This is a genomic window from Roseibium sp., assembly GCF_965233565.1.
GTDB lineage: Bacteria > Pseudomonadota > Alphaproteobacteria > Rhizobiales > Stappiaceae > Roseibium.
Genome location: NZ_OZ247494.1, coordinates 864,669 through 891,553, shown reverse-complemented (window position 1 = coordinate 891,553; position 26,885 = coordinate 864,669). Strand labels below are relative to the sequence as shown.

The 26,885-nt window shown below is 60.4% G+C and carries 36 protein-coding genes; 10 read left to right on the top strand and 26 right to left on the bottom strand.

Features of this window, described 5'->3' with window-relative positions; translation table 11 throughout:
- Positions 1 to 112: 112 nt before the first annotated feature.
- Positions 113 to 730 (top strand): 30S ribosomal protein S4, encoded by a 618-nt coding sequence (gene rpsD, locus ACO6TG_RS04340; protein ID WP_422377036.1) that lies wholly within the window; start codon positions 113 to 115, stop codon positions 728 to 730.
- Positions 731 to 810: 80 nt separating this feature from the next.
- Here rpsD and ACO6TG_RS04335 read toward each other — a convergent pair whose 3' ends face one another.
- The 4 genes from ACO6TG_RS04335 to ACO6TG_RS04320 form a co-directional block, all read right to left on the bottom strand.
- On the bottom strand, positions 811 to 1,650 hold the full coding sequence (locus ACO6TG_RS04335) for a hypothetical protein (RefSeq protein ID WP_422377035.1): 840 nt from the start codon (positions 1,648 to 1,650) through the stop codon (positions 811 to 813).
- A gap of 47 nt (positions 1,651 to 1,697) precedes the next feature.
- A complete protein-coding gene (locus ACO6TG_RS04330) occupies positions 1,698 to 2,318 on the bottom strand; it encodes a hypothetical protein (RefSeq protein WP_422377034.1) in 621 nt (206 codons plus the stop codon).
- A gap of 148 nt (positions 2,319 to 2,466) precedes the next feature.
- Positions 2,467 to 2,652 (bottom strand): hypothetical protein, encoded by a 186-nt coding sequence (locus ACO6TG_RS04325; RefSeq protein ID WP_422377033.1) that lies wholly within the window; start codon positions 2,650 to 2,652, stop codon positions 2,467 to 2,469.
- 118 nt (positions 2,653 to 2,770) lie between these two features.
- Positions 2,771 to 3,259 (bottom strand): LysM peptidoglycan-binding domain-containing protein, encoded by a 489-nt coding sequence (locus ACO6TG_RS04320; protein ID WP_422377032.1) that lies wholly within the window; start codon positions 3,257 to 3,259, stop codon positions 2,771 to 2,773.
- A 226-nt stretch (positions 3,260 to 3,485) separates the two neighbouring features.
- Between ACO6TG_RS04320 and ttcA the strand changes: the two genes are divergently transcribed.
- On the top strand, positions 3,486 to 4,427 hold the full coding sequence (gene ttcA, locus ACO6TG_RS04315) for a tRNA 2-thiocytidine(32) synthetase TtcA (protein WP_422377031.1): 942 nt from the start codon (positions 3,486 to 3,488) through the stop codon (positions 4,425 to 4,427).
- Positions 4,428 to 4,468: 41 nt separating this feature from the next.
- Here the strand turns inward: ttcA and ACO6TG_RS04310 are convergent, their stop codons facing one another.
- Positions 4,469 to 5,095: an HAD family hydrolase gene (locus tag ACO6TG_RS04310; protein ID WP_422377030.1), complete on the bottom strand. Its 627-nt coding sequence runs from the start codon at positions 5,093 to 5,095 to the stop codon at positions 4,469 to 4,471.
- Positions 5,096 to 5,198: 103 nt separating this feature from the next.
- Positions 5,199 to 6,074: a LysR substrate-binding domain-containing protein gene (locus ACO6TG_RS04305; RefSeq protein ID WP_422377029.1), complete on the bottom strand. Its 876-nt coding sequence runs from the start codon at positions 6,072 to 6,074 to the stop codon at positions 5,199 to 5,201.
- Positions 6,075 to 6,192: 118 nt separating this feature from the next.
- Between ACO6TG_RS04305 and ACO6TG_RS04300 the strand changes: the two genes are divergently transcribed.
- Together ACO6TG_RS04300 and ACO6TG_RS04295 are read left to right on the top strand one after the other, a co-directional pair.
- A complete protein-coding gene (locus ACO6TG_RS04300) occupies positions 6,193 to 7,185 on the top strand; it encodes an NAD(P)-dependent oxidoreductase (RefSeq protein ID WP_422377028.1) in 993 nt (330 codons plus the stop codon).
- A complete protein-coding gene (locus tag ACO6TG_RS04295; protein WP_422377027.1) occupies positions 7,182 to 8,606 on the top strand; it encodes an aldehyde dehydrogenase family protein in 1,425 nt (474 codons plus the stop codon). The genes ACO6TG_RS04300 and ACO6TG_RS04295 overlap by 4 nt, the downstream gene beginning before the upstream one ends.
- A gap of 42 nt (positions 8,607 to 8,648) precedes the next feature.
- Here ACO6TG_RS04295 and ACO6TG_RS04290 read toward each other — a convergent pair whose 3' ends face one another.
- The 7 genes from ACO6TG_RS04290 to ACO6TG_RS04260 all read right to left on the bottom strand — a co-directional run bounded on the left by ACO6TG_RS04290 (position 8,649) and on the right by ACO6TG_RS04260 (position 12,384).
- On the bottom strand, positions 8,649 to 9,146 hold the full coding sequence (locus ACO6TG_RS04290; RefSeq protein WP_422377026.1) for a c-type cytochrome: 498 nt from the start codon (positions 9,144 to 9,146) through the stop codon (positions 8,649 to 8,651).
- Positions 9,146 to 9,811 carry a L,D-transpeptidase gene (locus ACO6TG_RS04285; RefSeq protein ID WP_422377025.1) on the bottom strand — a complete coding sequence of 222 codons (666 nt, stop codon included), beginning with the start codon at positions 9,809 to 9,811 and terminating at the stop codon, positions 9,146 to 9,148. The genes ACO6TG_RS04290 and ACO6TG_RS04285 overlap by 1 nt, the downstream gene beginning before the upstream one ends.
- A 7-nt stretch (positions 9,812 to 9,818) precedes the next feature.
- Positions 9,819 to 10,283, bottom strand: coding sequence for a DUF411 domain-containing protein (locus ACO6TG_RS04280; protein WP_422377024.1), 465 nt, complete (start codon positions 10,281 to 10,283; stop codon positions 9,819 to 9,821).
- Positions 10,280 to 10,558: a hypothetical protein gene (locus ACO6TG_RS04275; protein ID WP_422377023.1), complete on the bottom strand. Its 279-nt coding sequence runs from the start codon at positions 10,556 to 10,558 to the stop codon at positions 10,280 to 10,282. Before ACO6TG_RS04275 ends, ACO6TG_RS04280 begins: the two co-directional genes overlap by 4 nt.
- 120 nt (positions 10,559 to 10,678) lie before the next feature.
- Positions 10,679 to 11,023, bottom strand: a complete 345-nt coding sequence (locus ACO6TG_RS04270; protein ID WP_422377022.1) for a hypothetical protein — start codon at positions 11,021 to 11,023, stop codon at positions 10,679 to 10,681.
- 135 nt (positions 11,024 to 11,158) lie between these two features.
- Positions 11,159 to 11,476 (bottom strand): MazG-like family protein, encoded by a 318-nt coding sequence (locus ACO6TG_RS04265; RefSeq protein WP_422377021.1) that lies wholly within the window; start codon positions 11,474 to 11,476, stop codon positions 11,159 to 11,161.
- Positions 11,473 to 12,384, bottom strand: coding sequence for a LysR family transcriptional regulator (locus ACO6TG_RS04260; RefSeq protein WP_422377020.1), 912 nt, complete (start codon positions 12,382 to 12,384; stop codon positions 11,473 to 11,475). The genes ACO6TG_RS04265 and ACO6TG_RS04260 overlap by 4 nt, the downstream gene beginning before the upstream one ends.
- Positions 12,385 to 12,595: 211 nt before the next feature.
- Between ACO6TG_RS04260 and ACO6TG_RS04255 the strand changes: the two genes are divergently transcribed.
- The 4 genes from ACO6TG_RS04255 (at position 12,596) to ACO6TG_RS04240 (ending at position 16,209) form a co-directional block, all read left to right on the top strand.
- Entirely contained in the window at positions 12,596 to 13,090 is a 495-nt protein-coding gene (locus ACO6TG_RS04255; protein ID WP_422377019.1) for a nuclear transport factor 2 family protein, read from the top strand.
- A gap of 106 nt (positions 13,091 to 13,196) precedes the next feature.
- Positions 13,197 to 13,799 (top strand): NAD(P)H-dependent oxidoreductase, encoded by a 603-nt coding sequence (locus tag ACO6TG_RS04250; RefSeq protein ID WP_422377018.1) that lies wholly within the window; start codon positions 13,197 to 13,199, stop codon positions 13,797 to 13,799.
- A 112-nt stretch (positions 13,800 to 13,911) separates the two neighbouring features.
- Positions 13,912 to 14,553 carry a GDSL-type esterase/lipase family protein gene (locus ACO6TG_RS04245; protein ID WP_422377017.1) on the top strand — a complete coding sequence of 214 codons (642 nt, stop codon included), beginning with the start codon at positions 13,912 to 13,914 and terminating at the stop codon, positions 14,551 to 14,553.
- A 27-nt stretch (positions 14,554 to 14,580) separates the two neighbouring features.
- Positions 14,581 to 16,209 (top strand): DUF427 domain-containing protein, encoded by a 1,629-nt coding sequence (locus ACO6TG_RS04240; RefSeq protein WP_422377016.1) that lies wholly within the window; start codon positions 14,581 to 14,583, stop codon positions 16,207 to 16,209.
- 14 nt (positions 16,210 to 16,223) lie between these two features.
- Here ACO6TG_RS04240 and ACO6TG_RS04235 read toward each other — a convergent pair whose 3' ends face one another.
- The 9 genes from ACO6TG_RS04235 to ACO6TG_RS04195 all read right to left on the bottom strand — a co-directional run bounded on the left by ACO6TG_RS04235 (position 16,224) and on the right by ACO6TG_RS04195 (position 23,677).
- The gene (locus tag ACO6TG_RS04235; RefSeq protein WP_422377015.1) at positions 16,224 to 16,505 is read right to left on the bottom strand and encodes an antitermination protein; all 282 of its coding nucleotides are present in this window, start codon (positions 16,503 to 16,505) and stop codon (positions 16,224 to 16,226) included.
- Between the two features lie 219 nt (positions 16,506 to 16,724).
- Complete coding sequence (locus ACO6TG_RS04230; protein WP_422377014.1) at positions 16,725 to 17,237, bottom strand: NADAR family protein; 513 nt, start codon at positions 17,235 to 17,237, stop codon at positions 16,725 to 16,727.
- Between the two features lie 86 nt (positions 17,238 to 17,323).
- Complete coding sequence (gene grxD / locus ACO6TG_RS04225) at positions 17,324 to 17,659, bottom strand: Grx4 family monothiol glutaredoxin (protein ID WP_094071353.1); 336 nt, start codon at positions 17,657 to 17,659, stop codon at positions 17,324 to 17,326.
- 13 nt (positions 17,660 to 17,672) lie between these two features.
- Positions 17,673 to 17,804, bottom strand: a complete 132-nt coding sequence (locus ACO6TG_RS04220) for a hypothetical protein (RefSeq protein WP_422377013.1) — start codon at positions 17,802 to 17,804, stop codon at positions 17,673 to 17,675.
- A gap of 98 nt (positions 17,805 to 17,902) precedes the next feature.
- Positions 17,903 to 18,136 carry a BolA family protein gene (locus ACO6TG_RS04215; RefSeq protein ID WP_094071352.1) on the bottom strand — a complete coding sequence of 78 codons (234 nt, stop codon included), beginning with the start codon at positions 18,134 to 18,136 and terminating at the stop codon, positions 17,903 to 17,905.
- A gap of 43 nt (positions 18,137 to 18,179) precedes the next feature.
- Entirely contained in the window at positions 18,180 to 20,378 is a 2,199-nt protein-coding gene (gene purL / locus ACO6TG_RS04210) for a phosphoribosylformylglycinamidine synthase subunit PurL (protein WP_422378838.1), read from the bottom strand.
- 129 nt (positions 20,379 to 20,507) lie between these two features.
- The gene (locus tag ACO6TG_RS04205) at positions 20,508 to 21,473 is read right to left on the bottom strand and encodes a calcium/sodium antiporter (protein WP_422377012.1); all 966 of its coding nucleotides are present in this window, start codon (positions 21,471 to 21,473) and stop codon (positions 20,508 to 20,510) included.
- 148 nt (positions 21,474 to 21,621) lie between these two features.
- A complete protein-coding gene (locus tag ACO6TG_RS04200; RefSeq protein WP_422377011.1) occupies positions 21,622 to 22,065 on the bottom strand; it encodes a hypothetical protein in 444 nt (147 codons plus the stop codon).
- A 109-nt stretch (positions 22,066 to 22,174) separates the two neighbouring features.
- The gene (locus tag ACO6TG_RS04195) at positions 22,175 to 23,677 is read right to left on the bottom strand and encodes a PLP-dependent aminotransferase family protein (RefSeq protein ID WP_422377010.1); all 1,503 of its coding nucleotides are present in this window, start codon (positions 23,675 to 23,677) and stop codon (positions 22,175 to 22,177) included.
- Positions 23,678 to 23,778: 101 nt separating this feature from the next.
- Here ACO6TG_RS04195 and ACO6TG_RS04190 point away from each other — a divergent pair, with 101 nt between their 5' ends.
- On the top strand, positions 23,779 to 24,006 hold the full coding sequence (locus ACO6TG_RS04190) for a DUF1127 domain-containing protein (RefSeq protein ID WP_422377009.1): 228 nt from the start codon (positions 23,779 to 23,781) through the stop codon (positions 24,004 to 24,006).
- 175 nt (positions 24,007 to 24,181) lie between these two features.
- Here ACO6TG_RS04190 and ACO6TG_RS04185 read toward each other — a convergent pair whose 3' ends face one another.
- Positions 24,182 to 24,718 carry a peroxiredoxin-like family protein gene (locus ACO6TG_RS04185; RefSeq protein WP_422377008.1) on the bottom strand — a complete coding sequence of 179 codons (537 nt, stop codon included), beginning with the start codon at positions 24,716 to 24,718 and terminating at the stop codon, positions 24,182 to 24,184.
- A gap of 110 nt (positions 24,719 to 24,828) precedes the next feature.
- On the opposite strand from ACO6TG_RS04185, the gene ACO6TG_RS04180 reads away from it, so the two are divergent.
- Complete coding sequence (locus ACO6TG_RS04180) at positions 24,829 to 25,632, top strand: AraC family transcriptional regulator (protein ID WP_422377007.1); 804 nt, start codon at positions 24,829 to 24,831, stop codon at positions 25,630 to 25,632.
- A 182-nt stretch (positions 25,633 to 25,814) separates the two neighbouring features.
- Here ACO6TG_RS04180 and ACO6TG_RS04175 read toward each other — a convergent pair whose 3' ends face one another.
- The 3 genes from ACO6TG_RS04175 to ACO6TG_RS04165 are packed head-to-tail and all read right to left on the bottom strand — an operon-like array spanning position 25,815 to position 26,882.
- Positions 25,815 to 26,069, bottom strand: a complete 255-nt coding sequence (locus ACO6TG_RS04175) for a DUF2164 domain-containing protein (protein ID WP_422377006.1) — start codon at positions 26,067 to 26,069, stop codon at positions 25,815 to 25,817.
- Positions 26,070 to 26,091: 22 nt separating this feature from the next.
- On the bottom strand, positions 26,092 to 26,757 hold the full coding sequence (purQ, locus tag ACO6TG_RS04170; RefSeq protein ID WP_094071344.1) for a phosphoribosylformylglycinamidine synthase subunit PurQ: 666 nt from the start codon (positions 26,755 to 26,757) through the stop codon (positions 26,092 to 26,094).
- A gap of 17 nt (positions 26,758 to 26,774) precedes the next feature.
- A complete protein-coding gene (locus ACO6TG_RS04165; RefSeq protein WP_422377005.1) occupies positions 26,775 to 26,882 on the bottom strand; it encodes a phosphoribosylformylglycinamidine synthase-associated small membrane protein in 108 nt (35 codons plus the stop codon).
- Positions 26,883 to 26,885: the final 3 nt, after the last annotated feature.

The window sequence follows — 26,885 nt, the reverse complement described above, 5'->3', positions numbered from 1 at the left end:
GCCGTCTAGCCGGGTCCCTGTCGATCCGATCTTCCCGCATAAGCAGGTTGTGACGATAAAGGAGGGCGCGTTTCCTTTTAAATAACAACGCGAATTCAAAGGAAACCGCGATATGTCGAAGCGCCATAGCGTTAAGTACAAAATCGACCGCCGGATGGGCGAAAACATCTGGGGTCGTCCGAAGAGCCCGGCCAACAAGCGTGAATACGGCCCGGGTCAGCACGGTCAGCGCCGCAAAGGCAAACTGTCCGACTTCGGTGTTCAGCTCCGCGCCAAGCAGAAGCTGAAAGGCTATTACGGCAACATTTCCGAAAAGCAGTTCCGCAAGGTTTACGCTGAAGCGTCCCGTCTGAAAGGCGATACGTCTGAGAACCTGATCGGTCTGCTGGAGCGCCGCCTCGACGCCGTCATCTACCGTGCCAAGTTCGTCCCGACCGTGTTTGCTGCCCGTCAGTTCATCAACCACGGCCACATCAAGGTCAACGGCAAGCGCGTCAACATCCCGAGCTACCAGCTGCGTCCGGGTGACGTGATCGAAGTCCGCGAAAAGTCCAAGCAGCTCGCCCTGGTCCTGGAAGCTGTCCAGTCCGCAGAGCGTGACGTGCCGGATTATGTCGACGTCGACCACAACAAGATGACCGCGACCTACGCGCGCATTCCGGGTTTCTCCGATGTACCTTATCCGGTGCAGATGGAACCGAACCTGGTCGTCGAATTCTATTCGCGCTAATCAGCGCCGAATATGGTTTGAAGGGAAGGGCCCGCCATCTGGCGGGCCTTTTCTTTTGAGCGGGTGCCGGTTCATCGGTCTCAGTCTTTGTTGCCGCAATCCGTGTCCTCCGACGGAGGGCGAAAGAAATTTCTTGCCTGTTGGAAAGGGGCCGGGTCCTCGTGTTCCACAAAGCCGCCGGAGCGGAAGCTCCAGTGGTGATCCCAGCCATGGCCATCAACCCGGAGCAACAGGTAAGGCCGGATCACAGTCTCATGCCGGTTCAGAAGCAGAACCTGGCTGGGCACAAGATCCAGGACACTGCGGGTCCTGTTGTCATTGCCATCCTGTAGGCACCAGCCGGCGCCCTCTGCAAGCGCACGTGCTTGATATCCGACACTTGCGATGAAAAAGAGCCAGACACCCAGACCGGCGACGAGAAGGGCCAGGGCCGCTGCCGGACCGGAGCGCCGCCAGTTGCGGGGCAGGACTTGGAGGCGAAAATAGGCTCCGGGCTCAAGCAAAAAAAGAGGTGCGGTAAGAGTCAAAGTGAGGCAGCCGATGATTAGCACCCAGGGAATACCCAGATGGTATGGCATCATCATCAGGCCGAAGCCTCCCGTTGTTGCAAGGTCCCAGAGAAAGGGAAAACCCAGAAGCGCAAACAGCGGTGCCAGGACAAATCCATAGGATTTTCGGCCTCTTGCGAATTGCACAAAAAGAACCAAAACGTGTGAAAGGCCAACTAAGGCAAACATCGCCCCAGTTTCCAGACCGAGCCAAAACAGAAAGGCGAGAAACACGATTGGAGGAATGAGGCAAGTCGCCCAGAAACGGGTGTAAACCAGCATTGCCGGCATGCACTCAGGGGCGCGCCAGTCGACCAGTCGAATGGTCATGAGCAGGAGCAAAACGATAAAATAGGCAAAAAGAAAAGTCATGTGCGACTGTGGCCGGGCAAATGAGGCCAAAGTCAGTCGGGCCCGGGCTATTGAGCGCGCAATCTTTTCATATGCAGATCCATTGCCTTTTCGATCGGCGATTTCTGGGTCTTGTCGGCAGGTACATAGACGCCATCGTCGGCGAGACTGGTCCACAGGGCCGTTTGTTCCGCCTTTTCATGATGACGCGTTGTCTGCTTGAGCTGCCTCATCAAGGCGCGGGTTTTGGCCTCTCTTTGAAAACTGAAGTGGTGTCCGTCATAGAGGCCCTTTTGAGCCGGATCTGCTGACCGATAGACATAAATCGAGGTGAGGAGCTCAATGCCGGACTGGGTTCTGCCTTTCAAGAGACACTCAAAGACCGCGACGCCATAGGTCTTGCCGCCGGTCCCGTATCTGCCTGGCAAGGACCCCAAATCGCTGCCGAGTTTGGGGCAGGCGATTGCGCGATAGTCGTTGATCTCCCGGGTGGAGGCTTGAACGAACGCGCCATCTGGCGCGATCGCATAGACATCTTCGGCCGGCGAAAACTGAAGTTTCCTTGCCAGAAGCCTGTCTGCTTCAGTCGTCTCCAGCGGCCCGGTTCCACGAAACATGTGTATCAGAAAATAGCCGATCGCAACCGAGACGAGGCCGATTGAGATCCATTTCGAGGCGGAGCTGCTCATGATCCGGTCTCCTCTTCAACGGTATCCTATGGCCCAGTCCTCTAGGGGCCTTGCTTCCCTTCTGAGCCTCGACGGAAGGCCGCCTTGCTCACGCAGCCTCCTGAGGCCTCTTGCTCAAGGCCTTTGCGGCCTTTGGCAACGAGGCCGGTCAGTTGACGGTTTTGGGACTGGCGGTACGGCGGCCCGAGGCTGCGGCGACCGGAAACAGTTCCCGGGGGCTTTCCGTGTGATCGGAGCCAGGTTGTCCGCTCCAGACGGTAACCGTGACCTTCGGGGCGTCCTGCAAAGGGGCAAGGCGTGCGAAAATCCGGTCGTTCGACATCAGATTGTTCATTTGAACCAACTCGCATTGCTGAATGAATGTGACGGGTGCACCTTAGCAAACATGTCATTCTGGTTGTGTGATCTTCGGCACATCCCTGCGGTATCGCGGCTGATCGTCCTCCACCGGGTCAGATGTCATTGCGCGGAATGCGAAGCACCTGGCCGGGCAATATCAGGTTGGGATTGCTGAGTAGATGCTGATTGGCTTCAAAGATCGGCTGATAGATCGTGTTGCCGTAGTGCTGTTGCGCGATCTTCGTCAAAGTGTCGCCGGGCCTGACGGTATAGGGCTGCCAGCCGCGATAGCCGGACAGGATCCTGGGGCCAAAGAGGACCGGGATCACCACCGAGGGGCCGTTCTCATTGCCGCTGTCGTCGGCCAGGGTCAGAAACAGGCGGGTCAGTTCGAAGCTGTTGGTGTCCGGAATGTCGATGAAACCCTGAAACTGCCGGAGGCCCAGGGAGCCGACCTGGACAAACGACGCATATTCGTCGTGACCTTCGGAAACGCGGACACTGAGCGTACCTTCAAAGGCTGTTGCATTGCCCGCGATCAAGATCCTTGGGCCGACGAGGTCGAAGGGTTGTGGCTGCTGAATGTCGAGTGTCACGGTCATCTCGATTGCCTCCTGATACGTGCTCCGGATGTCAAAACTGCCCTCGACAGGTGCTTAGTCAGTCACAATTTCTGGGCGAAAACGTGTTCGGCACACTAGGAGGGCGTGAGGGATTGGCGCGAACGATAACCTGGTGGACCTTTGAAAGCGGCTGCTTTTTGCTTTTCCCTGCGCCAGCGATCCGCTATGTCACCGCAAACAGCCACAGAGCCCCAAGGCCGCGATCATGAACGACATTGCCGATACCGCCGACACGGATGTTCCGGCGCTCCTGCGAAACGCACCTTCAAGCGTGGAGTTCAAGAAGCTGCGCAAGCGGCTTCTGCGGCAGACGCGCGAGGCGATCGGCGACTTCGGCATGGTGTCTGCGCAGGCAACGCAGGAGAACAAGCCGAAATGGCTTGTGTGCCTGTCCGGCGGCAAGGACAGCTACACGCTGCTGGCCGTCCTGATCGAGCTGAAATGGCGCGGCCTGCTGCCGGTTGACCTGATTGCCTGCAATCTGGACCAGGCCCAGCCGGGGTTTCCAGCCGATGTCCTGCCTAAATTCTTTGAAGACAATGGCATTGAACACCTGATCATCCGCGAGGACACCTATTCGATCGTCACGGACAAGATCCCCGAGCATCGCACCTATTGCTCGCTGTGCTCGCGCCTGCGCCGGGGCATTCTTTACCGGGTGGCGCGGGAGCAGGGTTGCGAGGCGATCGTACTGGGCCATCACAGGGAAGACATTCTTGAAACCTTCTTCATGAATCTCTTCCATGGCGGCCGTCTTGCCTCCATGCCGCCGAAACTGATCAACGACGAGGGGGATCTTCTTGTTCTGCGCCCGCTGGCCTACGCGGCTGAGAGCGACATTGCCAAGTTTTCAAATGGCATGCAGTTCCCGATCATCCCGTGCAATCTCTGCGGTTCGCAGGACGGTCTGCAGCGGGAAGAAGTCAAGCGCATGCTGCAGGGCTGGGAAAAGGCCAACCCGGGCCGCCTCGGCGTGATGGCAAGGGCGCTTGGCCACACCCGGCCGTCGCATTTGCTCGACCGCACGCTCTATGACTTCATCAACCTGCGTCCGGCGGAGGGGCAGGGCAAGGAAGAAAGCGGCGAGGCTGAGGAACCCTGCGGCGCAAGCCTCGCCATGACCGCCAAGCTGTTTGCTGCGGAGTGACATTCAGCCGAAAGTTCGAAAATTGCGAATGTGTGCTGTCCTCAGCTCAAGCTGAATGTGATCTCCCGGAAGTCTGAAACCCGCGGACAGTCGTGCGCTGCAACTTCGGGACGCGCAAAATCGATTGCGACAACGTCACAGCCTGCCCTTAGGCCAGCCTCGATCCCGGCAGGGGCGTCCTCGAACACCAGACACGCCCGGGGAGGCACGCTCAGCCGTTTCACGGCGAGGAGATAGCCGGAAGGATCGGGTTTGCCCTTTTGGATATCTTCCGCCGTCACGAACACTTCCGGAATCGGCAAACCGGCGGCCGTCAGGCGCCGGGTGGCGAGATCGCGTCCCGCGGATGTCACGATGGCCCACCGGTCGGGTGGCAACCGGTCCAGCAGATCGGCGGCGCCCGGGACGGCGATGATGCCGCGCACATCCGAGACCTCTGCCGCCTCAAGTCTTGCGGCCTCCGCTTCACAGTCCATGTCTGCTGGTGCAAAGTCCCGGATGGTGTCGATTGTCCGTCGGCCCTGGCAAACGGCGAGCAAGGCCTTAGGGTCGATACCGTTCTGAACGGCCCAATCCGTCATCACGCGCTCAACGACGGCACTGGAATCCAGGAGCGTTCCGTCCATATCGAACAGAACCGCCGAATACGCCCGATCTAGATGCACCATTCTTGATCTGATCCTTTGAAAATGCGGGAAATCTGGGCTGAGCTAAGCATAGCCAGTCTGTCTGTCTGGTGAAATTCATGAAAAACCCGTTGCAAGGTCGGATTTAGGCGAAAATCTCCCTCAACCAGCTTTCGACCGTTCGAACCGCCGGTCTTGCCGGGCGTGCGCTGTCACGATGAAGCAGATGATGTGTTCGTGTCGAGGGCAGGGTGATGTTGAACGGGATCGCTAAGCGGCCGCTTCTTTCCAGCTGTCTGGCGACCTTGCCCAGGAGCAGGGCGATACCGCCGCCGGAGGCAGCCAGTTCAACCGCCGCAAGAGATGTGTCGACCGTGATGCCACGGCGCTGGTCCGGGGCTTTCAAACCGGCAGTCTCGAGGAGATTCGGCCAGTGATCGTCAAAACCCAGAATGTTGATCCAGGGCTGGCCTAGAAGGTCTTCCGGTTGTCGCAATTGCTTTCCAAGGTCCGGATGGCAGACAGGCAGAATGGTTTCCGTGCCGATGGCTTCGGATTGCGCTCCCGGCCAGTTGCCTGTACCCAACCGGATTTCAATATCGATCCCCGTTTCCAGCATGGTGTCCGCCCAGATGGCGGAGAGAAGCCGGATGGAAAGACCCGGGTGCCGTCGCTGAAGGGCGGGCAGGGCAGGAGCGATGATCAGGGCCGCCTCGGAGATCGGAGCGCGGAGGGTGACCGTGCCGGATGACCTGGTGCCGAAGAGAGAGTTGGTGGCTGCGGCAAGGTCCAGCAAGGCCTTGCGCACGGACGGCAAATAGGCGCGCCCGCTTGCGGTGAGATCGACTTTGCGCGTGGTGCGTTCCAGAAGCTGGTGGCCGAGCTGGTTTTCCAGGGAGCTGACATGGTTGCTGACGGCGGCCTGGGTCAGGCCAAGCTCCGCGCTGGCCGCGGTGAAGCTGCCCAGCCGACTGGCCGCCTCGAAGCTTCGCAACCACTGCATATTGGGGAGGGAGGACATCAGGCAGCCTATTCATAAAAAATTCGAAGTAAACTTGTCAGATTATATCGTTTCTATTTTGATTTGGCGAGGCGCAAGCTGAGAGCTCCTGTTTCACTCCTTCAGAAGGCTGCGTCTCATGCGTGTCGGTTTCATCGGTCTTGGCAATGTCGGCGGCAAACTTGCCGGCAGCATCCTGCGCAACGGTTTCGAGCTCACCGTGCTCGACCTCAACCCGCTGCTGGTGGAGAGTTTTGTCGCCATGGGCGCAACACGCGGCGACAGTCCGAAACAGTTGGCGGAAAGCTGCGATGTTGTCATCACCTGCCTGCCGAGCCCGGCGGCGTGTGCTGCCGTGGTCGAAGGCGAAAACGGCATTCTTGAAGGGATCGGCCCGGGCAGGATCTGGGCGGAGATGTCGACGACCGACGCGGCTGAGACCAGGCGTTTGGCAGAGCTTGTGATCGCCAATGGGGCGGAGGCGATCGAATGTCCGGTTTCCGGTGGATGCCACCGCGCGGCGACCGGCAACATCTCGATCTTTGCCGGCTGCGCGCGGCCCACCTTTGAAAAGGCGCTGCCGTTCCTGACCGTGCTCGGCCGACGCGTGCTGCATACGGGCGACATCGGATCGGCCTCGATCCTGAAAGTGGTGACCAACTACCTGGCAACGGCCAATCTCGTCGCTCTTGCGGAGGCGCTGACCACCTGCAAGGCCGCTGGCATGGATCTGAACACCTCTTATGAGGCGATCCGGATTTCCTCGGGCAATTCCTTTGTGCACGAGACGGAGAGCCAGGTCATCCTGAACGGCTCGCGCGACATCTCCTTCACCATGGACCTGGTGGCCAAGGATATCGGTCTCTTTCAGAAGATTGCCGAGGACAATGACGTGCCTTTGGAACTGTCGCCCCTGCTGAACCGGATTTTTGCCGATGGCATCGAGCGGTATGGCCCGCGGGAGCTCTCGCCAAACATCATCAAGCGGCTCGAAGACGCAACCAGCCTCAATGTGCTTGCGCCCGGTTTTCCCGCTGAAATGCTTGACGACGAGCCGGAAGAATCCGGCTATGAAGTTGTGCCCCATCGGGGTGAACCGGCGTCAGACAAACGGGAAGCGGCAGGCGGATGATCGAAAAGCGGCAGTTTTACATCGATGGCACCTGGGTTGAGCCGATTGAGCCGAACGACCTGACCGTGATCAACCCGGCCACCGAGCAGCCGGTTGCCGTGATTTCGCTCGGCACCGCTGCCGATGTCGACAGGGCCGTTGCTGCCGCGCAGGCTGCCTTCGACACCTGGTCGCAGACCTCTGTCGAGGAACGGGCGGCCCTGCTGGAGCGGGTCATTGCCATTTATGAGCGCCGGTCTGGCGAGATGGACGAGGCGATCCGCCTGGAAATGGGCGCGCCGATCGATTTCGCCCGCGAGCAGCAGACACCTGCCGGGACGGGCCACCTGCAGGCCACCCTGGAAGCGTTGCGGAACCACCGGTTCGAAAAACCCAGCCCGCGCGGGGGCAGCCTTCTGCGCCACGAACCGATCGGTGTCTGCGGCCTGATCACACCCTGGAACTGGCCGATCAACCAGATCGCCGCCAAGGTGGCCCCGGCGCTCGCCGCCGGCTGCACCATGGTTCTGAAGCCGAGCGAAATAGCGCCGCTGTCCGCGCTTCTCTTTGCCGAGATGCTGGACGAGGCCGGCTGTCCGGCGGGCGTGTTCAATCTGGTCAATGGCGATGGTCCCGGGGTTGGCGCTGCCATGTCGTCCCATCCCGGCATCGACATGATGTCCTTCACCGGTTCCACCCGAGCCGGCATCTCCGTCACGCAGAACGCCGCGGAGACAGTCAAGCGCGTGGCGCTGGAGCTGGGCGGCAAGTCGGCCAACCTGGTGTTTGCGGATGCGGACCTGGAAACCGCTCTGCGTTTTTCCCTTGGCAGCTGCTTTTCCAATACCGGCCAGTCCTGCGACGCGCCGACCCGCCTGCTGGTGGAACAAAGCGTCTATGAGGATGCAGTTGCTCTTGCAGGAACAATCGCGGCGGAAACCAGGGTGGGCGATCCGGCCAGGCCCGGCGATCACGTCGGTCCCGTGATCAGTGATCTGCAATATGAAAAGATCCAGGGGCATATCGAGCGCGGCATTGCCGATGGCGCCCGGCTTGTTGCCGGTGGTCCGGGAAAACCGGACGGGTTCGAGACCGGCTATTTCGTCAAGCCGACGGTCTTTGCCGATGTCACCAACGAGATGTCGATTGCCCGCAACGAGATTTTCGGACCCGTTCTCGTCATGATCCCCTTCGAAACGGAAGACGAGGCGATTGCCATGGCCAATGACACGCCCTATGGCCTGGCCGCCTATCTTCAGACCAGCGACCCGGAACGGGCCAAACGTGTCTCGCGGAAGCTGAGAGCGGGCAGTGTCTACATCAATGGCGCCAGCCCGGACTGGGACGTGCCTTTCGGCGGCTACAAGCAATCGGGCAACGGCCGGGAATATGGCGAATTCGGCCTGGAGGATTTCCTGGAGCTGAAGGCGATTACGGGCTGACGTTTGAACGCCGCATTTGCGGTTTGACGTCGAACTGCCGGATCAGTTCCTAGTGTCCGTCGACCTGTTGAGCAGGTCGTGCCGTGTGCGGATGTCTTCCGGCCAGCTGGCCTTGATGAAGGACAGAACCGCGACGATGTCTTCGTCTGTCAGCGTCTCTTCAAACGCCGGCATGTTTGAGGCAACGGTCTCCAGTCCCAGCGCTTTTCGGGTTCCGAATTTGGTGATCCGGAAGAGAAGGTCGTCGGAATGGTGCCAGGTATGGCCTGTTTGGTCATGCGGTGGCGCGGGCAGCGTGCCGTCGGCATTCGCGGTCTGCCAGTCCGGTTCTCCCTGAAGCTGATTGCCGTGGCAGGCAGCGCAGGCCTGCTCATAGATGCCGGCACCCTGACGGACCAGCGCCGGATCGTCCGGGCGGAGAAGGCCGGCCGAAGCAGAGTTTGAAGACCCTTGCGGCCAGGTGACGTATCCGACCGCCGCAGCCACGGCGGTGATCAAGGCCGCGCATGCCGGCCAGACGACTTTTGGCCGAAGGATCATTACAGCACAACGATAGGCGAGCCGTCGGGAACGCGGCTGTAGAGGTCGATAATGTCCTGATTGATCAGCCGGACGCAACCGCTGGAGACGGCGGAGCCGATGGTCCAGTATTCCATCGTGCCGTGAACGCGGTAGAGCGTGTCCTTGTTGCCCTGAAAGATATAGAGCGCCCGGGCGCCAAGCGGGTTCTGCAATCCCGGCGGCATGCCGCCATTGCGCCAGCTCCACTGCTCCAGTTCCGGTTCGCGGGCAATCATCTCCTCAGGCGGCGTCCATTTCGGCCAGGCGGCCTTGCGGGCGATCCTGGCCCGTCCGGACCATTCGAACCCGGCCCGGCCAAGACCGACGCCATAGCGCATCGCCTTGCCCTGTTCCTGGACCAGGTAGAGGTAATAGTTGTTGGTGTCGACCACCAGGGTCCCGACCCGTTCACTGGTCGGGTAATCGACCTGCTGTCGAAAGAAACGCTCGGGCACTTTTTTCAGATCGACCGCCGGCAGCGAAAATCGCTCTTCCGGCATGGCGCGATACATGGCGAGATTGGCCGGATCCTCTGCGGGCGACAGGGGAACGGGCGCCTTGCTGGTCGACGCGCAGCCGGTGACGGCGAGCCCTGCAAGGCTCGCCGAACCGGCAAGAAAGTGTCTTCTTGTCAGGTGTTTCATCTTGTTGTTACTGACCCATTTCCATGTAGGGTTTGGCGCTTTCAGAGCCTTTTGCCCCGATTGCGTAGACGGTGTAACGGGCATTCGGGTCGTGCCCCATGCCGAGGGAACCTTGCGGCATTCCCGGCACGGCGATCCCGCGAATGTCAGGGCGCTCGCTCATCAGGTTTTCCATGGCCTCCAGCGGCACATGGCCTTCGAGGATGTATTTGCGCTCATCGCCGATCACCGCAGTGTGGCAGGCCTGCACGTCGTCCGGGACGCCAGCCTGTTTCTTGATCGCGGTGAGGTCCTCGTGGTTCTCGACGACAACCGTGTAGCCCGCGGCTTCAACGGCGTCGGTCCAGACCTCGCAGCAGCCGCACCAGGGCGTCTTGTAGACAGTGATTGTCGTCTCGTCCCCGGCCTGCGCTGCGGCAGACAGGAACAGGGCGCTGCCGAGTGCGGCAAGCATCAATTTGGTCTTGGTCATTGGTCGGCTCCGGTCTTGTTGGTGGCCTGGCAGGATTTGCCCATGAAACGGTGCAGGACCGCATGCATGGCAACGCAGCCGAGCATCGGCCCGGCCAGGAGAAGGGTTTCCGTCCAGGTCAGTCCGGAAGGGGCCGAATAGATCAGGAGCCCCGTGCCGGCGAGCATGGCCAGACAGCAGGCAGCCATGAAAAACGTGTGGGCGTTCAGGAAGCCGCGACCGGCGATCGGTGTCGTGGCGGACGGAGCCCGATTGGTGGTGTCCTCAAAGCTCATTGAGCGATTACCTGTATGTGAGGTGAGGCGAAGCCCGGGCCGGGTAAAGGCGCCCGGATCAGCTTCGTTCAACCTTGCAGTTTCTGATGATCCCGGGCCTGTCGGACCGGGGACGAGTGATCAGAAACCGATGGGAGGCTGAAGGACGGGGCCAGGCCCATGCGCGATCAGGAGGGGCGATGAGGTTGATTCGATTTCCACTTCGGCCGCCACGGGAAGCGTCAGAGACGCCAGCAGCAAAGACAGACAGTCCGCGCTGCATTGGGCGGATTTGGTGCCGGGAGCCTGTCGGCCGCCCTGTTCACAGCATGCGTGATGAGGCAGTTCAAGAGCAGGCGTTGTTGATGAAACGCCAGTCTCAAGCGGGACAATGGCACCGGCAGTCGTCTTGGCACCGCTGAAGGCGGCGGCCATGTTGACCCCCAAAAACAACAGCAACAGCAATGTGACGAGGATGGCGCGCATGCCTGACCTGTTTTCCACTTCTTGCCCGCACAGACTCACCACTTGAGCCAATGCAGCCTGACCCCGCAGGTAAGGGCGAATTGCGGTCAAACCGTGACTGAAGCGCTGTTGGCGGCGACTGGTGCACGGATCGGTCTAGCGTCCTGATCCGATGTCACCCTTCAGGTCGGCTCTTGCCTGATATTTCCGCAAAGCGGCCAGCAGGCTCTTTTCCGGATCGAGGCCGCATTCGATGGCGAGCGCGTGGACGGCGAACAGCAGGTCGCCGATTTCCTCTTTCAGATCGGCGGTGATGTCAGGTCTGGACCGGCCGTAGTTTGAAGCCTTCAGGACTTCCTTGCTGACCTCACCAAGTTCGCTGGTGATGTCGAGCAGGCGCTGCTCCGGAGCGCAATTCAGGCCGTGTCTGGCCAAAAAGGCTGCAATATCTTCGGCTGACGTGGTCTCTGTCATGTTTTCACCGGTGCCTGTTTGGACGGCCCGCGCAGATGTTCTATCAGCAGCCTGAGCGGGACCATGTTTTTATATTCGCGCGGGAAATAGATATGAAGGCCCGGGGCTTTTGAGAGGTGGTCCTCCAGAACCGGGATCAGACGCTGCGCGGCAATATCTTCTGAACAGAAATCCCGGAACGTATAGACCAGACCAAGTCCCCGTCTGGCAAGGTCGACCGAGGCTGGCAGCGTGTTGACAACAAGATTGCCTCCCGTGGCAACCGAGTAGTCGCCATCGGGACCGGAAAAACGCCACTCGGCGATTTTTCCAGATGTCTGGAAACGATAACTGATGCAGCTGTGGTGGAGCAGCTCCTGCGGGGCTTCAGGGCGACCATGCTCTTCGACGTATTCTGGGCTGGCGGCGACCAGCAGACGAAGCGGTGGTGTCAGCCTGACGGCGATCATGTCGTCGGCGATGCGATCTCCGATGCGAAAGCCGGCATGCAGCTTTTCATCGAGAAGGTCCGACAGGGCATCCGTCAGAGACAGTTCGAGGTCGATTTCAGGAAAGGCTTTTCGAAAGGATTTCATGATCGGCGCGAGCACAAGCCTGTAGGCGAAGTCCGGCACGGCCAGCCGAAGGCTGCCGCGGGCGGCATGCCCGGTCGTTCGTGCGCTTTCCAGGGCGGCTGCGAGTTGCTCGAATGCAGGGCCTGCCCCGCGCATCAGGGTACGGCCGGCTTCCGTCAGATTGACTGAGCGCGTCGTGCGGACAAAGAGCGCTGTTCCCAGCCTTTCCTCAAGATTGCGCAATTGATGGCTGACCGTCGAGGGCTTGATCCCCAGCGCGTCGGCCGCCGCTTTCAGGCTCCCGTGCTGCGCAATCGCAATGAAAATCTCGAGTGTTGCGAGGGGGAGACGCATCCAGGTTCCAGCAAGAGTCATTATTCGATTTTATACATGAGTGTGATTAAAAATCGGGTAATTCATGAACTCAGTCAAGTTCTTTAGGGTTCTCTTGTGCTGGCCAGCATGCCCTGAACCGGACACCTGTGATCCGGTTTCCGTTTCCAAACTGCAGCGACAACGGCGAAACCCGTCTGCTGGTTGCAGCCGAATGCCTGAGGAGGCTGGTATGAACTCTGTCTTGAAAACCATCACAATTGCGTCCGCGCTGTTTGCCGCAACACCGGCGCTTGCCGGATCTCCCGATGAAAACGTCAAGGTGGTGCAGGACTTCTTTGCCGCATATGGGGCCAATGATCTCGATGGCATTGCCGCGGTCATGGACGAAAATGTGCGCTGGCATATCCCCGGGCGCCACCCGCTCTCAGGCACCAAGACCGGCCGGGACGAAGTCCTTGCGTTTTTCGCGGAACTTGGCGCGGCGGGGTTCAAGGCCGAACCGATCTATTTCGGGGCGGACGAGACCCATGTGGTGGACATTCACCGGGGGTGGTCCAACGTGGCAGACAAGCCCAATGTCGATACGATCTGGGCCCTGGTCTATCGCATTGAGGATGGCAAGATCGTTGAGGCGACCAATCTCAGCGCCGACCAGGATGCTGCCAACACGTTTTTCTGGTCTCAGTACCGTCTGGCACCGGTGCCGGAGCGCCTGGCCAGATGAATTCGCCTGATGCCGCTTTTCCGGCTTGCGATCCCAGACCCTGTTCCTTCTGACAGACCTGCCGCCAAGCATGCTGACGGTGCTTGCGACAACGGAGCGAAACAAGATGAAAATCCTCGTTCTAACCGCCCATCCCGACTTGTCGTCTTCTCGGATAAACCGCGCCTGGTATCAGGCCCTGATGCAAAGCCCCGGCGTAACCGCGCGCAACCTGACGGCGGTCGGTGGCCCGATGATGACATTTGACCGCCGCGACGAGCAGGCCTTGCTGCTTGCTCATGACCGCATTGTGTTTCAGTTTCCGTTCTACTGGTATTCCTCTCCACCGGTCCTGAAGGCGTGGATGGATGCCGTGCTCAGCTACGGTTTTGCCTATGGGCCGGGAGGTGACAAGCTGAAAGGGCGCGAGTTTCTTTGCCTGGTTTCAACGGGCGGACCTGAAAGCAGTTATCACGCCGGCGGCTATAACAGCTTCTCCATGGATGAATTTCTGAAACCTTTCCAGCAAACCGCCAATCTAACCGGCATGACCTATCTGCGCCCATTCGTGTTTCATGGCCTGGCCCAGGCTGATCCGGCAGTGATTTCAGCCAGTCGGTCTGAGATGTTGGCCCATATCACGGATGCCGAACTTGATCCGAAGGTCCGGCTGTCCCGACTGCTGCGCGAGATTGAAGCAGATCCTCAAAAGGCTGCTGCGGTCAGCTGAGTGAGTGCCAGAGGCGGGGTCCGCCGCTCCGCCCGCATCTTCCCCTCCTCAAGACTGGACCCGGTGCGCCGTTCGGGCCAGTCTGCTGGGAAGCGGACTTGCGGGAGGTGACATGCGGGATTTGCGGATCTGTTTTGTGGGCGACAGCTATGTAAATGGCAGCGGAGACGAAACAGGCCTCGGTTGGACCGGGCGTCTTTGTGCCCGGCGAACCTCCGGGGACCTGCGCCTGACCCGCTACGATCTCGGCATTCGCGGGGAAACCACCGATCAGATCGGCGCACGCTGGCATAGCGAGTGCACACCGCGGCTGCCGGAGGGCGCCGACAACCGGGTGGTTCTGCAGTTCGGCATCAATGATGTTGCCGTGATTACCGGGCAGGGGCGGCATGTTGCCCCCGAAGTGTCTCTTGCGAGCGCTGCGGAGCTGGTTTCGGCAGCAGCAGCGGCCTACCCGACCTTGTGGGTCGGTCTGCCACCGGCAAATGTCGCATGCTCTCCGATGCATCCAAGCGCCGGGCTTGAAATCAGTTTTCGCCAGGAAGACGCGATTGCACTCAACAGGGCCTTCGAGGACCTGGCCTCCGCGTTGGGCGTTGCCTATCTCGACATTCAGACCCCTCTGCTCGGCGATACAGCCTATCTAAACAGCCTGACCCGAGGAGACCGAATGCATCCGGACGGACAGGGCTATGCCCGGATTGCGGACCTGGTGGATGCCTGGCCCGCCTGGTCGGACTGGTTCAAGGTGTAGAAATGGACGGGGCTGAGTTGAAGCGTCTTGCTCATCTTTTCGGCGGAGCGTCGGTGTGAGCGGCTGGACGACGTTTCAACCATCCCCTATCTCTTTCCCATGACCTTGCGTGCACAACAGACATCCAATGACTACGGTATCGTCGTGGAACCGCTTGCCGGCGAAGTGATTGCCTGGCGGCGCGGAGAGGTCATAGCCCGTTCCAACAGGGCGAAGGTCATGTATGAGACCCGGCTGTCGCCGGTGGTCTATTTCCCGCAAGAGGACATTCTGGCGGAGCTGGAGCCGGCACCGGAGCACAAGACGTTCTGTCCTTTCAAGGGCACGGCGTCCTACAGCCATGTGAAGGCCGGCAAGGAGCGCATGGAAAACGGCGCCTGGCACTATCCCAAGGCCCTGCCGGAAGGCCAGGCGGTCGACGGCTGTTTTGCCTTCATGCCCGGTGTTGCAGACCGGATCGAGCATGAGGGCGCGGAGATCGAGGCGCTGCCGATCGGTAATATCACCGGGCCGGTGGTCGACTGGCTCCTGCGCGAGGCCTGGCTTGCCAAGTCGCCGGACGAGCTGCTGGCAGCGCTCGGCCGTAAACTGGTTGAGGACGGCGTTGCCGTTTCCCGCCTCAGCATTCTGATCTGGTCCCTGCATCCGATGATCGCCGGGCAGAACTGCATCTGGTCGCGCGACGAAGACGAAGTCATCAGCCGCTATCCGTCCTACGAGATTCTGGAAAGCCCGGTCTTTACCGACAGCCCGTTCCAGCACGTCGCCGACGGCCTCGGCGGTGTGCGTCAGAAGCTCGACACCAATCCGGACGAATTCAATTTCCCGATCATGGAAGATCTGAAGGAGAAGGGCGTGACCGATTATGTCGCGATGCCCTTGCCGTTCTCCGACGGGCGCATCAACGTCCTGACGCTTGCATCCGATCATCCGAATGGTTTCACCACCGCCAATCTCGGGCTCATTTTTGAGTGTTCCGCCCTGATCAGCCGCCTGTTTGAGGTCTTTGCCCTGACCTCCAGCGCGACCTCGCTGCTGGAAACCTATCTCGGCAAACGCACAGGTGCCCGGGTACTGGGCGGAGAGATCCGCCGGGGCGACGGCGATGTCATCGACGCGGCAATCCTGTTCTGCGACCTGCGCCATTCCACACGGCTGGAGACGGAGCTGGGCCGTGAAGCCTATGTGGAGCAGCTCAACCGCTTCTTTGAAGTCACCACGGACATCGTCAACTCGCATGAAGGCGAGGTGCTCAAATTCATCGGCGATGCAGTGCTGGCGATCTTTCCGGCCGGGGCCGGACATGCGGCGGCCTGCGCCCATGCGGTGGAAAGTGCGCATGAGATTGTCTCAAGGCTGAAGGACCCGGATCCGGAGACGAATGACATGTCGCTATCCTGCGCCATCGGCATTGCCTATGGCGAGGTGACCTATGGCAATGTCGGGTCAAAGGAACGGCTGGATTTTACGGTGATCGGCAGTGCGGCGAATGTTGCTGCCCGGCTTGGCGAATATGGCAAGGTCATCGGCCAGCCGGTGGTGGCAACGGACGAGGTTGCGGTGGAGGGCCGGTTCAGGACCGACAGTCTTGGCGGCGTGGAGCTGCACAATGTCAAGGACCGGATCGCGGCCAGTACGGTATTCGTTGAAGACTGAAGTTCGTTCCCGGTTCAGTGAAGGCTTTTTTCGCCTGCAAACCCGCCCATCGGCTGGTTGCGCACCAGGATCACGAGACCTTCGTCGGACGGTCCGGCGTTCTTTGCGGCGACGCCGCCGTAATTGGCGCAAAGCTCTTCAGCGCTCTTCTTTTGAGCGGGCGTGAACATGGTGATGGCCTGGCAATCGACTCGGCGCAGTTCCGTGTCGGTTTTCACGCCTCCGGACAAGGCGAGACTCACGCCGGCCAGTGCAAGCGCGAAAGTGGTGGTGGCTGCAACAGCAATCTTCTTCATTGTCCCCGGTCCCATTTCCCGGCCCCGAACAGTTCAAGGGCCTCGTGATATGGACGGAGAATGGCGGAACACACCTGTACTCACCCTGACATCCGCATTCACCTGACGTTCAGCTTAGGCGATTCGTCTGATATTGCCGAGGTTTGGCGCCAGAAGCTACGATTTCGATTCGGGTTAACGTTGGATAAAACGCAAGTCTAGGTGGTTTTGACGGGGGTGTCAGAGCTCCGTCTGGGTCACCTCGTCCGGATGCTCCAACCGAAGCTGGTTCCGGACATCGGTCAGGATCTTGCCCAGAAGATTCTGTCCCGGCCAGTTTTCCGGTTCGGTCCGGGCCGCCGTTTGCGCGTCAAGACCAATGCCCCAGATCAGGTCGGTGGGGCTGGCTTCGACGAGCAGCTTGTCGCCTGTCTGGAAGAGCTTGCGCCTGAGCCCCTTGTTCTGGCTGAACTTCGCGTGATTCACACGGTAAACGATCTCTTCCCTTTGGGCCTGCCAGATAGTTTCCTCAAATTTGCGGACCTGCCGGCCAAGCGCTTTTTGCCGCCCCGGATCTGAAGCGGCCGCGATTTTGGCAGCCGTTTCGAGATCATCGAACAGAAGCGCCTTGAAATACATCATGGCCTGTTCGGCGGTGTTGAAGGTCTTGCCGTCGAGATCGAACGCGGATTTCTGCCACTGGCTGAACGGCCCGCTCCAAAAGAAATGAACTCGGTCGGCGGTGTTGGTCAAAACCTTGTCCTCATGGGCAAGACATCGGCAAAAAAAGGGGCGGAAAACCGCCCCTTGAAACTTCGACTCATGCAGGTGCTGGCGGCTCAGGCCGTCTGCTGGCTGGTCTCGACGCCTTTTTCGGTGAGCATGCCCTGCAGTTCCTGGTTCTGGAACATTTCACGAATGATGTCGCAGCCGCCGACGAATTCACCCTTCACATAGAGCTGGGGAATGGTCGGCCAGTTGGTGAATTCCTTGATGCCCTGGCGCAGCTCATCGTCTTCCAGCACGTTGATGCCTTTGTACGGCGCGCCGACATAGTCGAGGATCTGCACAACCTGCCCGGAAAAACCGCATTGCGGGAAGTTCGGGGTGCCTTTCATGAACAGCACAACATCGTTGCTGTCGACTTCGTTCTTGATCCAGTCCTGGATGCTCATGGGTTTCACGTCCTCATTGTTTCGCCGGCGGCGCCAGAAGCGATTTGCCGGTGCGGTAAACCAGTTTCGATACGGAGCGCCAGATCCGCAGTTCCATGACCAGCATGGCAAGCAAGGACACGGTCAGCAATAAGGCGAGCATCATGTTCAGATCTCCGATCGACTTCCCTGCTATCTGGACAGGTGAGAGGCAAGAATCAAGTGTTCATGCGCCTGCGCGGCAACCTGTCAGGCCGTTTTTGCTCAATCCGGAGCCTTGGTCTGAAGCGCAAGGGCGTGCAGGGCACCGCCCATGTTGCCCTTCAGGGCTTCATAGACCAGTTGATGCTGCTGGACGCGGCTCTTGCCCCGGAAGGCTTCGGAAACGACATTGGCCGCGTAGTGATCGCCATCGCCGGCCAGGTCGCGGATCTCCACCTGAGCGTCGGGCAGCGCCTCCTTGATCAGGGTTTCGATCTCATTCGCGTTCATCGGCATTGTGCATCAGTCCTTTTGTATAAGCGCCTGAACGGCAACGAGCTTAAGCCGTCGCCATATAGTTCGGGAACCAATCTTCGTGCGCTTTTTTCAAGTTTGCAACGGATATGGTGAGGATGCCTTCCACAGTCAAATCCGATCCGCCCGTTGTGCCGATTTGTTGAACGTCGACGCCGGCGTCCAGAATGTCTTCCATCACAGCCTCGACCTTGTCCTGCGCGACGGTCAGAACGTAGCGGCCCTGGTCCTCGCCGAAAAGCGCGGCATGGGCGGGGCCGTCTACCTTGACCGTGGCGCCGAGGCCGCCGGCCATGGCCATTTCGGCAAGCGCAACGCCCAGGCCCCCGGAAGAAATGTCATGTACGCCGGTGAGGCGGGCTGCGCCGATCAGCTGGCGGACCAGCGTGCCACGGCGTTTTTCTGCGGCCAGATCTACCGGCGGCGGAGCACCTTCCTCGCGGCCGAGAATGTCTGCGAGATACTGGGACGCGCCAAGATGGGTACCAAGGCCGCCGATTACCAGGATCGCATCGCCTTCTTGCGCGAAGGCAGCCGCGGCTCGGACAGTCACGTCCGGCAGCAGGCCGACGCCGCCAATGGCCGGGGTCGGCAGGATCGCCTCGCCATGGGTCTCGTTGTAAAGCGAGACATTGCCGGAAACGATCGGGAATTGCAGTTCGCGGCAGGCTTCGCCGATGCCTTTGATGCAGCCGACGAACTGGCCCATGATCTCCGGCTTTTCCGGGTTGCCGAAATTGAGGTTATCTGTCGCTGCCAGCGGTTCGGAGCCAACGGCAGTCAGGTTGCGCCAGACTTCGGCCACGGCCTGTTTGCCGCCTTCAAACGGGTCTGCCTCGCAGTAGCGCGGCGTCACGTCGACGGAGAAGGCCAGGCCCTTGCGGCCGCCGTCCACACGGATGACGCCGGCGTCGCCGCCCGGTGTTGCCGCCGTGTTGCCCTGGATAAGCGTGTCATATTGCTCATAGACCCAGCGGCGGGACGAACCGTTGGCGTTGCCGACAAGCGTCTTCAGAGCTTCGGCATAGTCCGCCGGCTCGGCGACATCCGAGGCGGTCAGGACAGGCAGCTTCTTGGGCTCGACCCAGGGCCGGTCATATTCGGGAGCCTCGTCGCCCAGTTCCTTGATGGGCAGGTCAGCAACGATGTCGCCCTGGTGCTTGACGACAAAGCGCAGCGTGTCGGTGGTCTTGCCGACAATGGCGAAGTCGAGGCCCCATTTCTTGAAGATGGCCTCGGCCTCGTGTTCCTTTTCCGGACGCAGCACCATGAGCATGCGCTCCTGGCTTTCGGAAAGCATCATCTCGTAGGCGCTCATGCGCTCTTCGCGCACCGGCACCTTGTCGAGATCAAGTTCGATGCCGAGGTCGCCGCTGGCGCCCATTTCGACGGCGGAGCAGGTGAGACCGGCGGCGCCCATGTCCTGGATGGCGATGACTGCGCCGGTTTCCATCAGTTCAAGGCAGGCTTCCAGAAGGCATTTTTCGGTGAACGGGTCACCGACCTGAACCGTGGGGCGTTTTTCGTCGATCGTATCGTCGAATTCGGCCGAGGCCATGGTGGCTCCGCCGACGCCGTCGCGTCCGGTCTTGGCGCCGAGATAAACGACGGGCAGGCCGACACCTTCGGCCTTGGCGAGGAAAATCGCGTCGGACTTGGCAAGACCGGCTGCAAAGGCGTTGACCAGACAGTTGCCGTTATAGCGGGCGTGAAACTCGACTTCGCCGCCGACTGTCGGCACGCCGAAAGAGTTGCCGTAGCCGCCGACCCCGGACACGACACCGGAGACCAGATGCTTGGTGCGCGGATGATCAGGCTCGCCGAACCGCAATGCGTTCATGGCAGCCACCGGACGGGCGCCCATGGTAAACACATCGCGCAGAATGCCGCCGACCCCGGTCGCAGCGCCCTGGTAGGGCTCGATATAGGAGGGGTGGTTGTGGCTCTCCATCTTGAAGACGACCGCCTGGCCGTCGCCGATATCGACAACACCGGCGTTCTCACCCGGTCCCTGCAGGACGCGGGGGCCTTCCGTAGGCAAGGTTTTCAGCCATTTCTTGGAAGACTTGTAGGAGCAATGCTCGTTCCACATGGCCGAAAAGATGCCGAGTTCGGTGAAGCTGGGCTCGCGGCCGATCAGCTCCAGGATGCGCTCATATTCATCGGGCTTCAGGCCGTGGGAAGCAATCAGGTCGGGCGTGATCTTGATGTCGTTCGGGATCATGTCGGTCCGGTCATTTGAGGCCGCTGCGGCGGGGCCGCGCTGGCGCAGGCTGGCAGTGATGCCGCCCTTTAGCAGATTGTCCGGGAAATGGGGAGCCTCGCGGTTCAAAGAAAATCCGGAAATTGCCGCTCATCCAAGAGCTTTCGCCAGAATAACGCCCGTATAGCCGACATAAGCCAGCAGCATGAGCGCGCCTTCGCGGCGGCTGAGGCGCCATCCGCTCATGGCAAAGACCAGCAAGGCAGCGGTTGCACCGAGCAATACCCAGATGTCGAGCCGCATGATTTCCTGCGGAACCTGCAAGGGAGAGATCACTGCCGTCAGGCCGAGAATGCCCAGGATGTTGAAGAGGTTCGAGCCCAGAATGTTGCCGAGCGCGATGTCTGTCTGGCGTTTGAGCGCGGCCATGGCTGAAGTGACAAGTTCCGGCAGCGAGGTGCCGACGGCCACGATCGTCACGCCAATCACGGCGTCGCTGACACCGGCTGCCCTGGCAATCGTGCTTGCGCCGGCCACCAGAAAATGCGCGCCACCGAGAATCATGACAAGGCCGCCAAAGGCCATGAGCAGATTAAGTGGCAACTGCGACGGTTTCGGCTGGGGGATGACAAGCTCTGTCCCGCTGCGATGAAGCTCTGCCGCAGGCGTTTTCTGACCCTTTTCCATCCGGTAGGTGATCACAAGATAGGTGACAAGGGCGAGTACGAGCGCAAGGCCTGCTTCCCGGCCGATCAGGCCGGCCAGGGCAAGGCCGGTAAAGGCGAGTGCTGCCAAGGCGTTTGCAGGACCGTCCCGCATGAGGGCAGCTGGATCGACGCGCAAGGGACAGATCAGCGCGGTCAGGCCAAGGATCAATAGAATATTGGCGATGTTCGACCCGGCGACGTTGCCTACGGCAATGCCGGGTGAACCGTTCAGGGCGGCCAGGATGCTGGTCATGAGTTCCGGTGTCGAGGTGCCGAAACCGACCAGAACCAGACCAATCAGCAATTCGGAAATGCCGAACCGCTGCGCGAGGCCCACGGAACCGCGCACAAGCAGGTCACCACCTGCCACGAGAAGCACTAGGCCAAGCAGAATTTCAAGGACGGTCATGGTCGAGATCCAATGGAAATGCGATCGGCAGATAGGAGGCGCCGCTGCGGTTTGCAATGGCTAAGGTCCGGGAGCCTACCAGGCGCAGCCAGCAAAGTTGGTTCTAGGCACGAGGACAGAAGGAAAGCGTGTCTGCATCCATTTCACTTCATCCCCCGATTTGTGCTTCCAGCGCCTCCACCAGGCCCTTGCCGTAAAACGTGACCCGCCGGGTCCCGGCGATGCGCGGATCGCGAATTTCAAGCCGCAGGGCCTGCGTGAAAAAGAGGTTGATGCGGTCGGCCTCGGCGATTGCGTTCCAGGGGATCAGGAGCGGTTCGTGGCCGATCCGGAACGGCAGGATTGGACGCATATAGAGGCCGGAGGGCGACGTCATCACCGTGAGCACGTTTCGATAGCTGGACAACCTGCCGAAAGTGGCGCTGGTGAAATGCCAGCTCTGGCCTGAGACGGGCTCCGTTCCCGGATAGGTCCGCGCCAGCGACGCCCAGCCGCTGATGCGGGCCGATGCAAACACGATTGCCGACCATAGCAAGGTGAAGCCGACGAGAAATCCTGGGATGATCAGGGCGACTAGACCGGATTCGGACATGGGCAACCACCGCTTTTGAGCACAGCACCTGCGCGTTTGAGCTCGTAGTCTAGCCCAGATTCGCGTCGTCGGTCCGCGGAATGTTCGCTGTCAGGATCGGCGGCAGGTTCTATTCGAAACTGTCGTAACAGACACAATTGTCTTCCAGCAGGTCCTGCAGGACCTGAAGGCCCTTGGCGGTTTCCTCGCGGCTGCGCGGATTGGTGATGCCGATGCGCACCCGGTGATAGACCTTGCCGGAGCGGCCTGCCTTGAATTCGTCCTCGTCGTCGATCAGCACGTTTTCCGACGCGGCAGCGGCCTTGAAAGTACCTGAGAGCCAGGGCTCGGGCAGCTTGAGCCAGAGGAACGGCGCATCCGGGGCCGCCTCCATCTCGTATTTGCCGAGATGCGTCTTCACCAGAGCGTGACGGGCCGCGATTTCAGCCAGGATCTTCTTGCGGAAATCCTCTGCGGCACCGGACAGGACCAGGCGGGCGGAGAGTTCCGACAGCAGAAAGGAAATCCCGCCGGTCAGCATCTTGTGCGCCGTATAGACCCGCTGGGCATGGGAGAGGGGGCTGGAGACCCAGCCGCCACGCACACCTGCGGTCACCGACTTTGACAGAGACCCGACATGGAAGGTGCGTTCCGGGGCAAGGGCGGCGATCGGCAGAAGGTCGGCCTCGCGCAAGGAGCCGTAGACTTCGTCCTCGATGATCCAGAGATTGTGCTGCCGGGCCACGTCGGCAATCTCTTGCCGGCGCCTGGCGCTCATCACGCGAACGGTCGGATTGTGCATGCTCGGCATCAAAAACATCAGCTTCGGGTGTTTTTGTGCACAGACCCGCGCCAGATCCTCCGGCAAGGGGCCCTCATTGTCCCGGGCAACCTGGATTGGCCGCCGGCCGCTAAGCGCTGCGCCGCGGGCGATCGAGCTGTAGGTGAGGTCCTCGAAGGCGATCTGGTCACCGGGCGCCGTTGTGGCGGCAATGATGGCCATGATGGCGGCCTGGGCGCCGGTTGTCGGCACAATACTGCCTTCCGACGGTTCCCAGCCGGCGCGGGACAGCCAGATGCGCCCGGCCTGCCGCCAGCTGTCCGGCACGGTGCGAGTATAGCTGGCAATTTCGTAGGCCGCCTCCCGCGTGATCTCCGCCGTCAGACTGCAGATCGCCTCTGCCTGGCCGATTTCCGGCGCGGAGGTGCTGTCGAACCGGATGGCTTCCGGGGAGGGGACCGAGATCCGTGTTCCGGCGAAGGCCGTGTCGCGGGGGGCGGCCATGGCGCCCTGCAGCCAGGATGTCGCCCGGGAGGCGCTGCCGGCCGGTGCGTGCGGCGGTCTGTCGAGATCCGGCTTTGTGTTTTCCTCCAGCGTCGGTTCCGGGGCACTGCCAAGTACAAATGTGCCCCTGCCAACTTCACCGCTCACAAGACCTCTTTGCCGGATCACTGCATAAGCGCGTCCGATCGTGCCGACGGTGACACCGAGGTCATAGGCAAGGTCGCGTTGCGGCGGCAGCTTCGCGCCGGCTGCAAGTGCGCCCGTGGCGATGTCTTCACCGATCCGGTCGGCAAGGCGGATATAGAGCGGCCCCTGGCCGTCCGGGATTTCTGGGTGCCAATTTGTCATGGTGACAATTTAATATATTGCATCCGTCATTGAGTCAATTCATATGATTGTAGCGCTACAATGTTTGGTGCAACACAAATTGTAACCCTCTGGAGTAAGAAATGAGTGCAATACACACGCTGACCGGCGCGCCAAGCGCCCCTTCAAGCTTCTTGTCGGAGATCAGGACCCAATTGTTCCTGTTCCTGCGGGCAAGGCGGACGCGGCTGGATTTGTTGGAACTGACCGATCATGAGCTGGAAGATCTCGGACTGAGCCGGGAAGCCGCACGGAGAGAAGCCATGCGTCCGTTCTGGGACATTGGCGACCGGCGCGAGGGCCTGTCTTGAAGCCCATTTTCCAAACCAGGGTCTTTCCGGGTCAGACCAGACCTGTCTGACCCGGAAAGGCCCTGGTGCAAAAGCCCCGGCCTGAGCAATTCAGCCCCTGACAAGGACCGCTGCCCCCGGCGGAGCCTTGTTGACTGCCGGACACGGATGCAGTCCCGTGTCCGGCATTTCGCGTTCAGACCGCGCCGGTATATTCGCCGCGCGCCGGATAGTCGTTCTTCTGAACGAAATCGAGCGCGCCGACCATCTCCTGAAAATGCGGGCGCACAAACGGCATCGTCTGGACAGAGGCGAAATAGAGCGTGCCATCGGGCTTGACCAGGAACACACCCGGCTCGGAAAACAGCGCAGGTTCCTCAATACCGATCGAGGTCGTGCCCCGGCTGGTGGAGATGAACAGCCCCCAGGCACGTGCGACCGTCAGCGGCAGACCATAGCCGAACCGCAGGCCTGGCTGGGCAACCTTGTCGGACATCTTCTGAGCGCGATCCTGATCATCGGAGGAAATCGCGATTGTCTTGACACCCTTGGCGGCAAAATCCTCGGTGAGACGACCGAGTTCCTTCAGATAGGTGGCGCAGATCGGGCAGTGCAGGCCGCGATAGAACACGACCAGAGTCGCGAAATCCGCACCATCGCCGGACAGGTCGAAGGTTCCGTTTTCAAGCGTTTCGACGGTCAGCGCAGGAACGGACTGGCGGGGTACAAGCATGGTTTACCTCTTTTCCATTGGGCAAGGCGTGTTTTTTCCTTGCGGATGCCCCTAAGTTAGTGAACGATTGTGACATAAACATTCTAAAAAGTTGCCTTGGAGTACGGAAAATGCAGGTTCCCTATCGCACATCCTTCAATGGCAAACTGGACCGGCTGTCTTCCCTGATCGACCGGCTACGCGTTCACGTGGCCAATACTCTTGCAGGTGGCACCGAATTGGATACGGCCAATTTCCGGATCTACAAGTCTGACGACGAGGCGCTGCGCCTTGTTTTTTGTCCGCTGCGGCAAGACGGTATTGGCGATTGCGCCGACGTGGCACCCTGCGAGCGGGAAACGACGCTTGTTGCGGCGCGGATCACGATTTCAGGCATTGGCCGCCAGCTGATCAACGCGCTGCCGGACTGCATTTCCGTGCCGCTTGCCGAAGAGCCCTATCTGAATGCGGTGGTGACGCCCCTGATTGAGGAAGTGACGCAGCCCCGCTGCGGCGGACAGGCCGTGTTTCAGCGCCTTTGCGAAGTGGTGGTAATCCGCCTCCTGCGGCACGCGATGGAGGAAGGCAAGGCGGATACGGGCCTTCTGAACGGACTGGCGCATCCACGGATCGCCGCCGCGCTGGTCGCGATTCACGAGGCACCCGGCGAAGCCTGGACCCTTGAAAAACTGGCGACTGCGGCCGGCATGTCTCGTACCCAGTTTGCGGTGACCTTCAAGGACCTCGTGGGTATCACGCCGATGGGCTATCTGTCGAACTGGCGGCTGGACATTGCGCGTGCGGAGCTGGAAGCCGGGCGGCAGGTCAAGGCCGTTGCCACTTTATGTGGCTTTGCCAGTCCGGCGGCTTTCTCCCGTGCCTTCTCCCGCCGGTTCGGCTATTCGCCCAAGAAGCGTCCGGTTGAAGCTGCGTGAGGAACATAGAGAGCGACAGCTCGGATCCTTGCCGGAATTGCCCCGTCGTCAAGCCACAGATAGACCATGGCTTTCCTGCCGATTGAGGTTCCGCATGCACCTGGCAACTATGTGGTGGAGGCGACAGGGACTGCCGGATCAGGCCTGACGATGACGACCAACTATTTGCGCAGAGCCCGGTCCTAACCGCGCTCGTCGATACGGCGCTCCAGGGCATAAAGTTCGTCATTGATATCGTCGGCCTTGCGTGCGAACAGCGCCTGGGCGTCCTTCAGGCCGAGATTGTAGAAATGCGCGCCCAGGGTCGGCGTGAGGAAATCTATCAGCAGCTCGGCATCCATGTTGCCGATATCGATGTCCAGGTCTTCGTCAAGATAACGCTTGATCTGCTGGGCGAGGCGGGGTCGGACGTCCTTGTCGAGCTTAAGTTCCGTCATTCCCGCCTCCCTGTGTGATCTGTCAGGCCGCGTCGGCAAGGCTCTCGAACAGCGTCCGGCCGTCGAGGCCGCCATGCAGCGGTTCGACCAGGTTTTCCGGATGCGGCATCATGCCGAGTACATTGCCCTTGTCGTTCATGATGCCGGCAATGTCGTTGATCGAGCCGTTCGGATTGGTGCCGTTGGCATACCGGAACACGACCTGGCCGTTGTCCTCGATCCGCTTGAGCGTGTCTTCGTCGGCGAAATAGTTACCGTCGTGATGGGCGACGGGGCAGCGCCAGACCTGGCCCTTCTCGAATTTGGAGGAGAAGCGGGTTGCCGTGTTGACCGTTTCCATCATCACTTCCTTGCAGACGAAGTGAAGATCGGCGTTGCGCATCAGTGCACCGGGCAACAGGCCGGCTTCGGTCAGGATCTGAAAACCGTTGCAGACGCCCAGGACCGATACACCGCTGTCAGCCTTGGCCACCAGGTCCTTCAGGATTGGCGAGCGCGCGGCGATCGCGCCGGAGCGCAGATAGTCGCCATAGGAAAAGCCGCCCGGCACCACCACCAGATCGACATCGGGCAGCGTACTTTCCGTGTGCCAGACACTCTGTGGCCGGGTTCCGGTGATCAGTTCCAGGGCGTGGAACATGTCTCGGTCGCGGTTGGAGCCTGGGAAAACGATAACAGCGGTTTTCATGTGTTTGGGTCCGGAAGTCAGAGCAGGAAGAATACGGCAAGGAGAGCTGCAAGGGCGGGCACAAGGATGAAGATGGCCGCCTTCAGGGCCAGAAAAGTCATCGCCTTGCGGGCGTCTTCATCCATGAT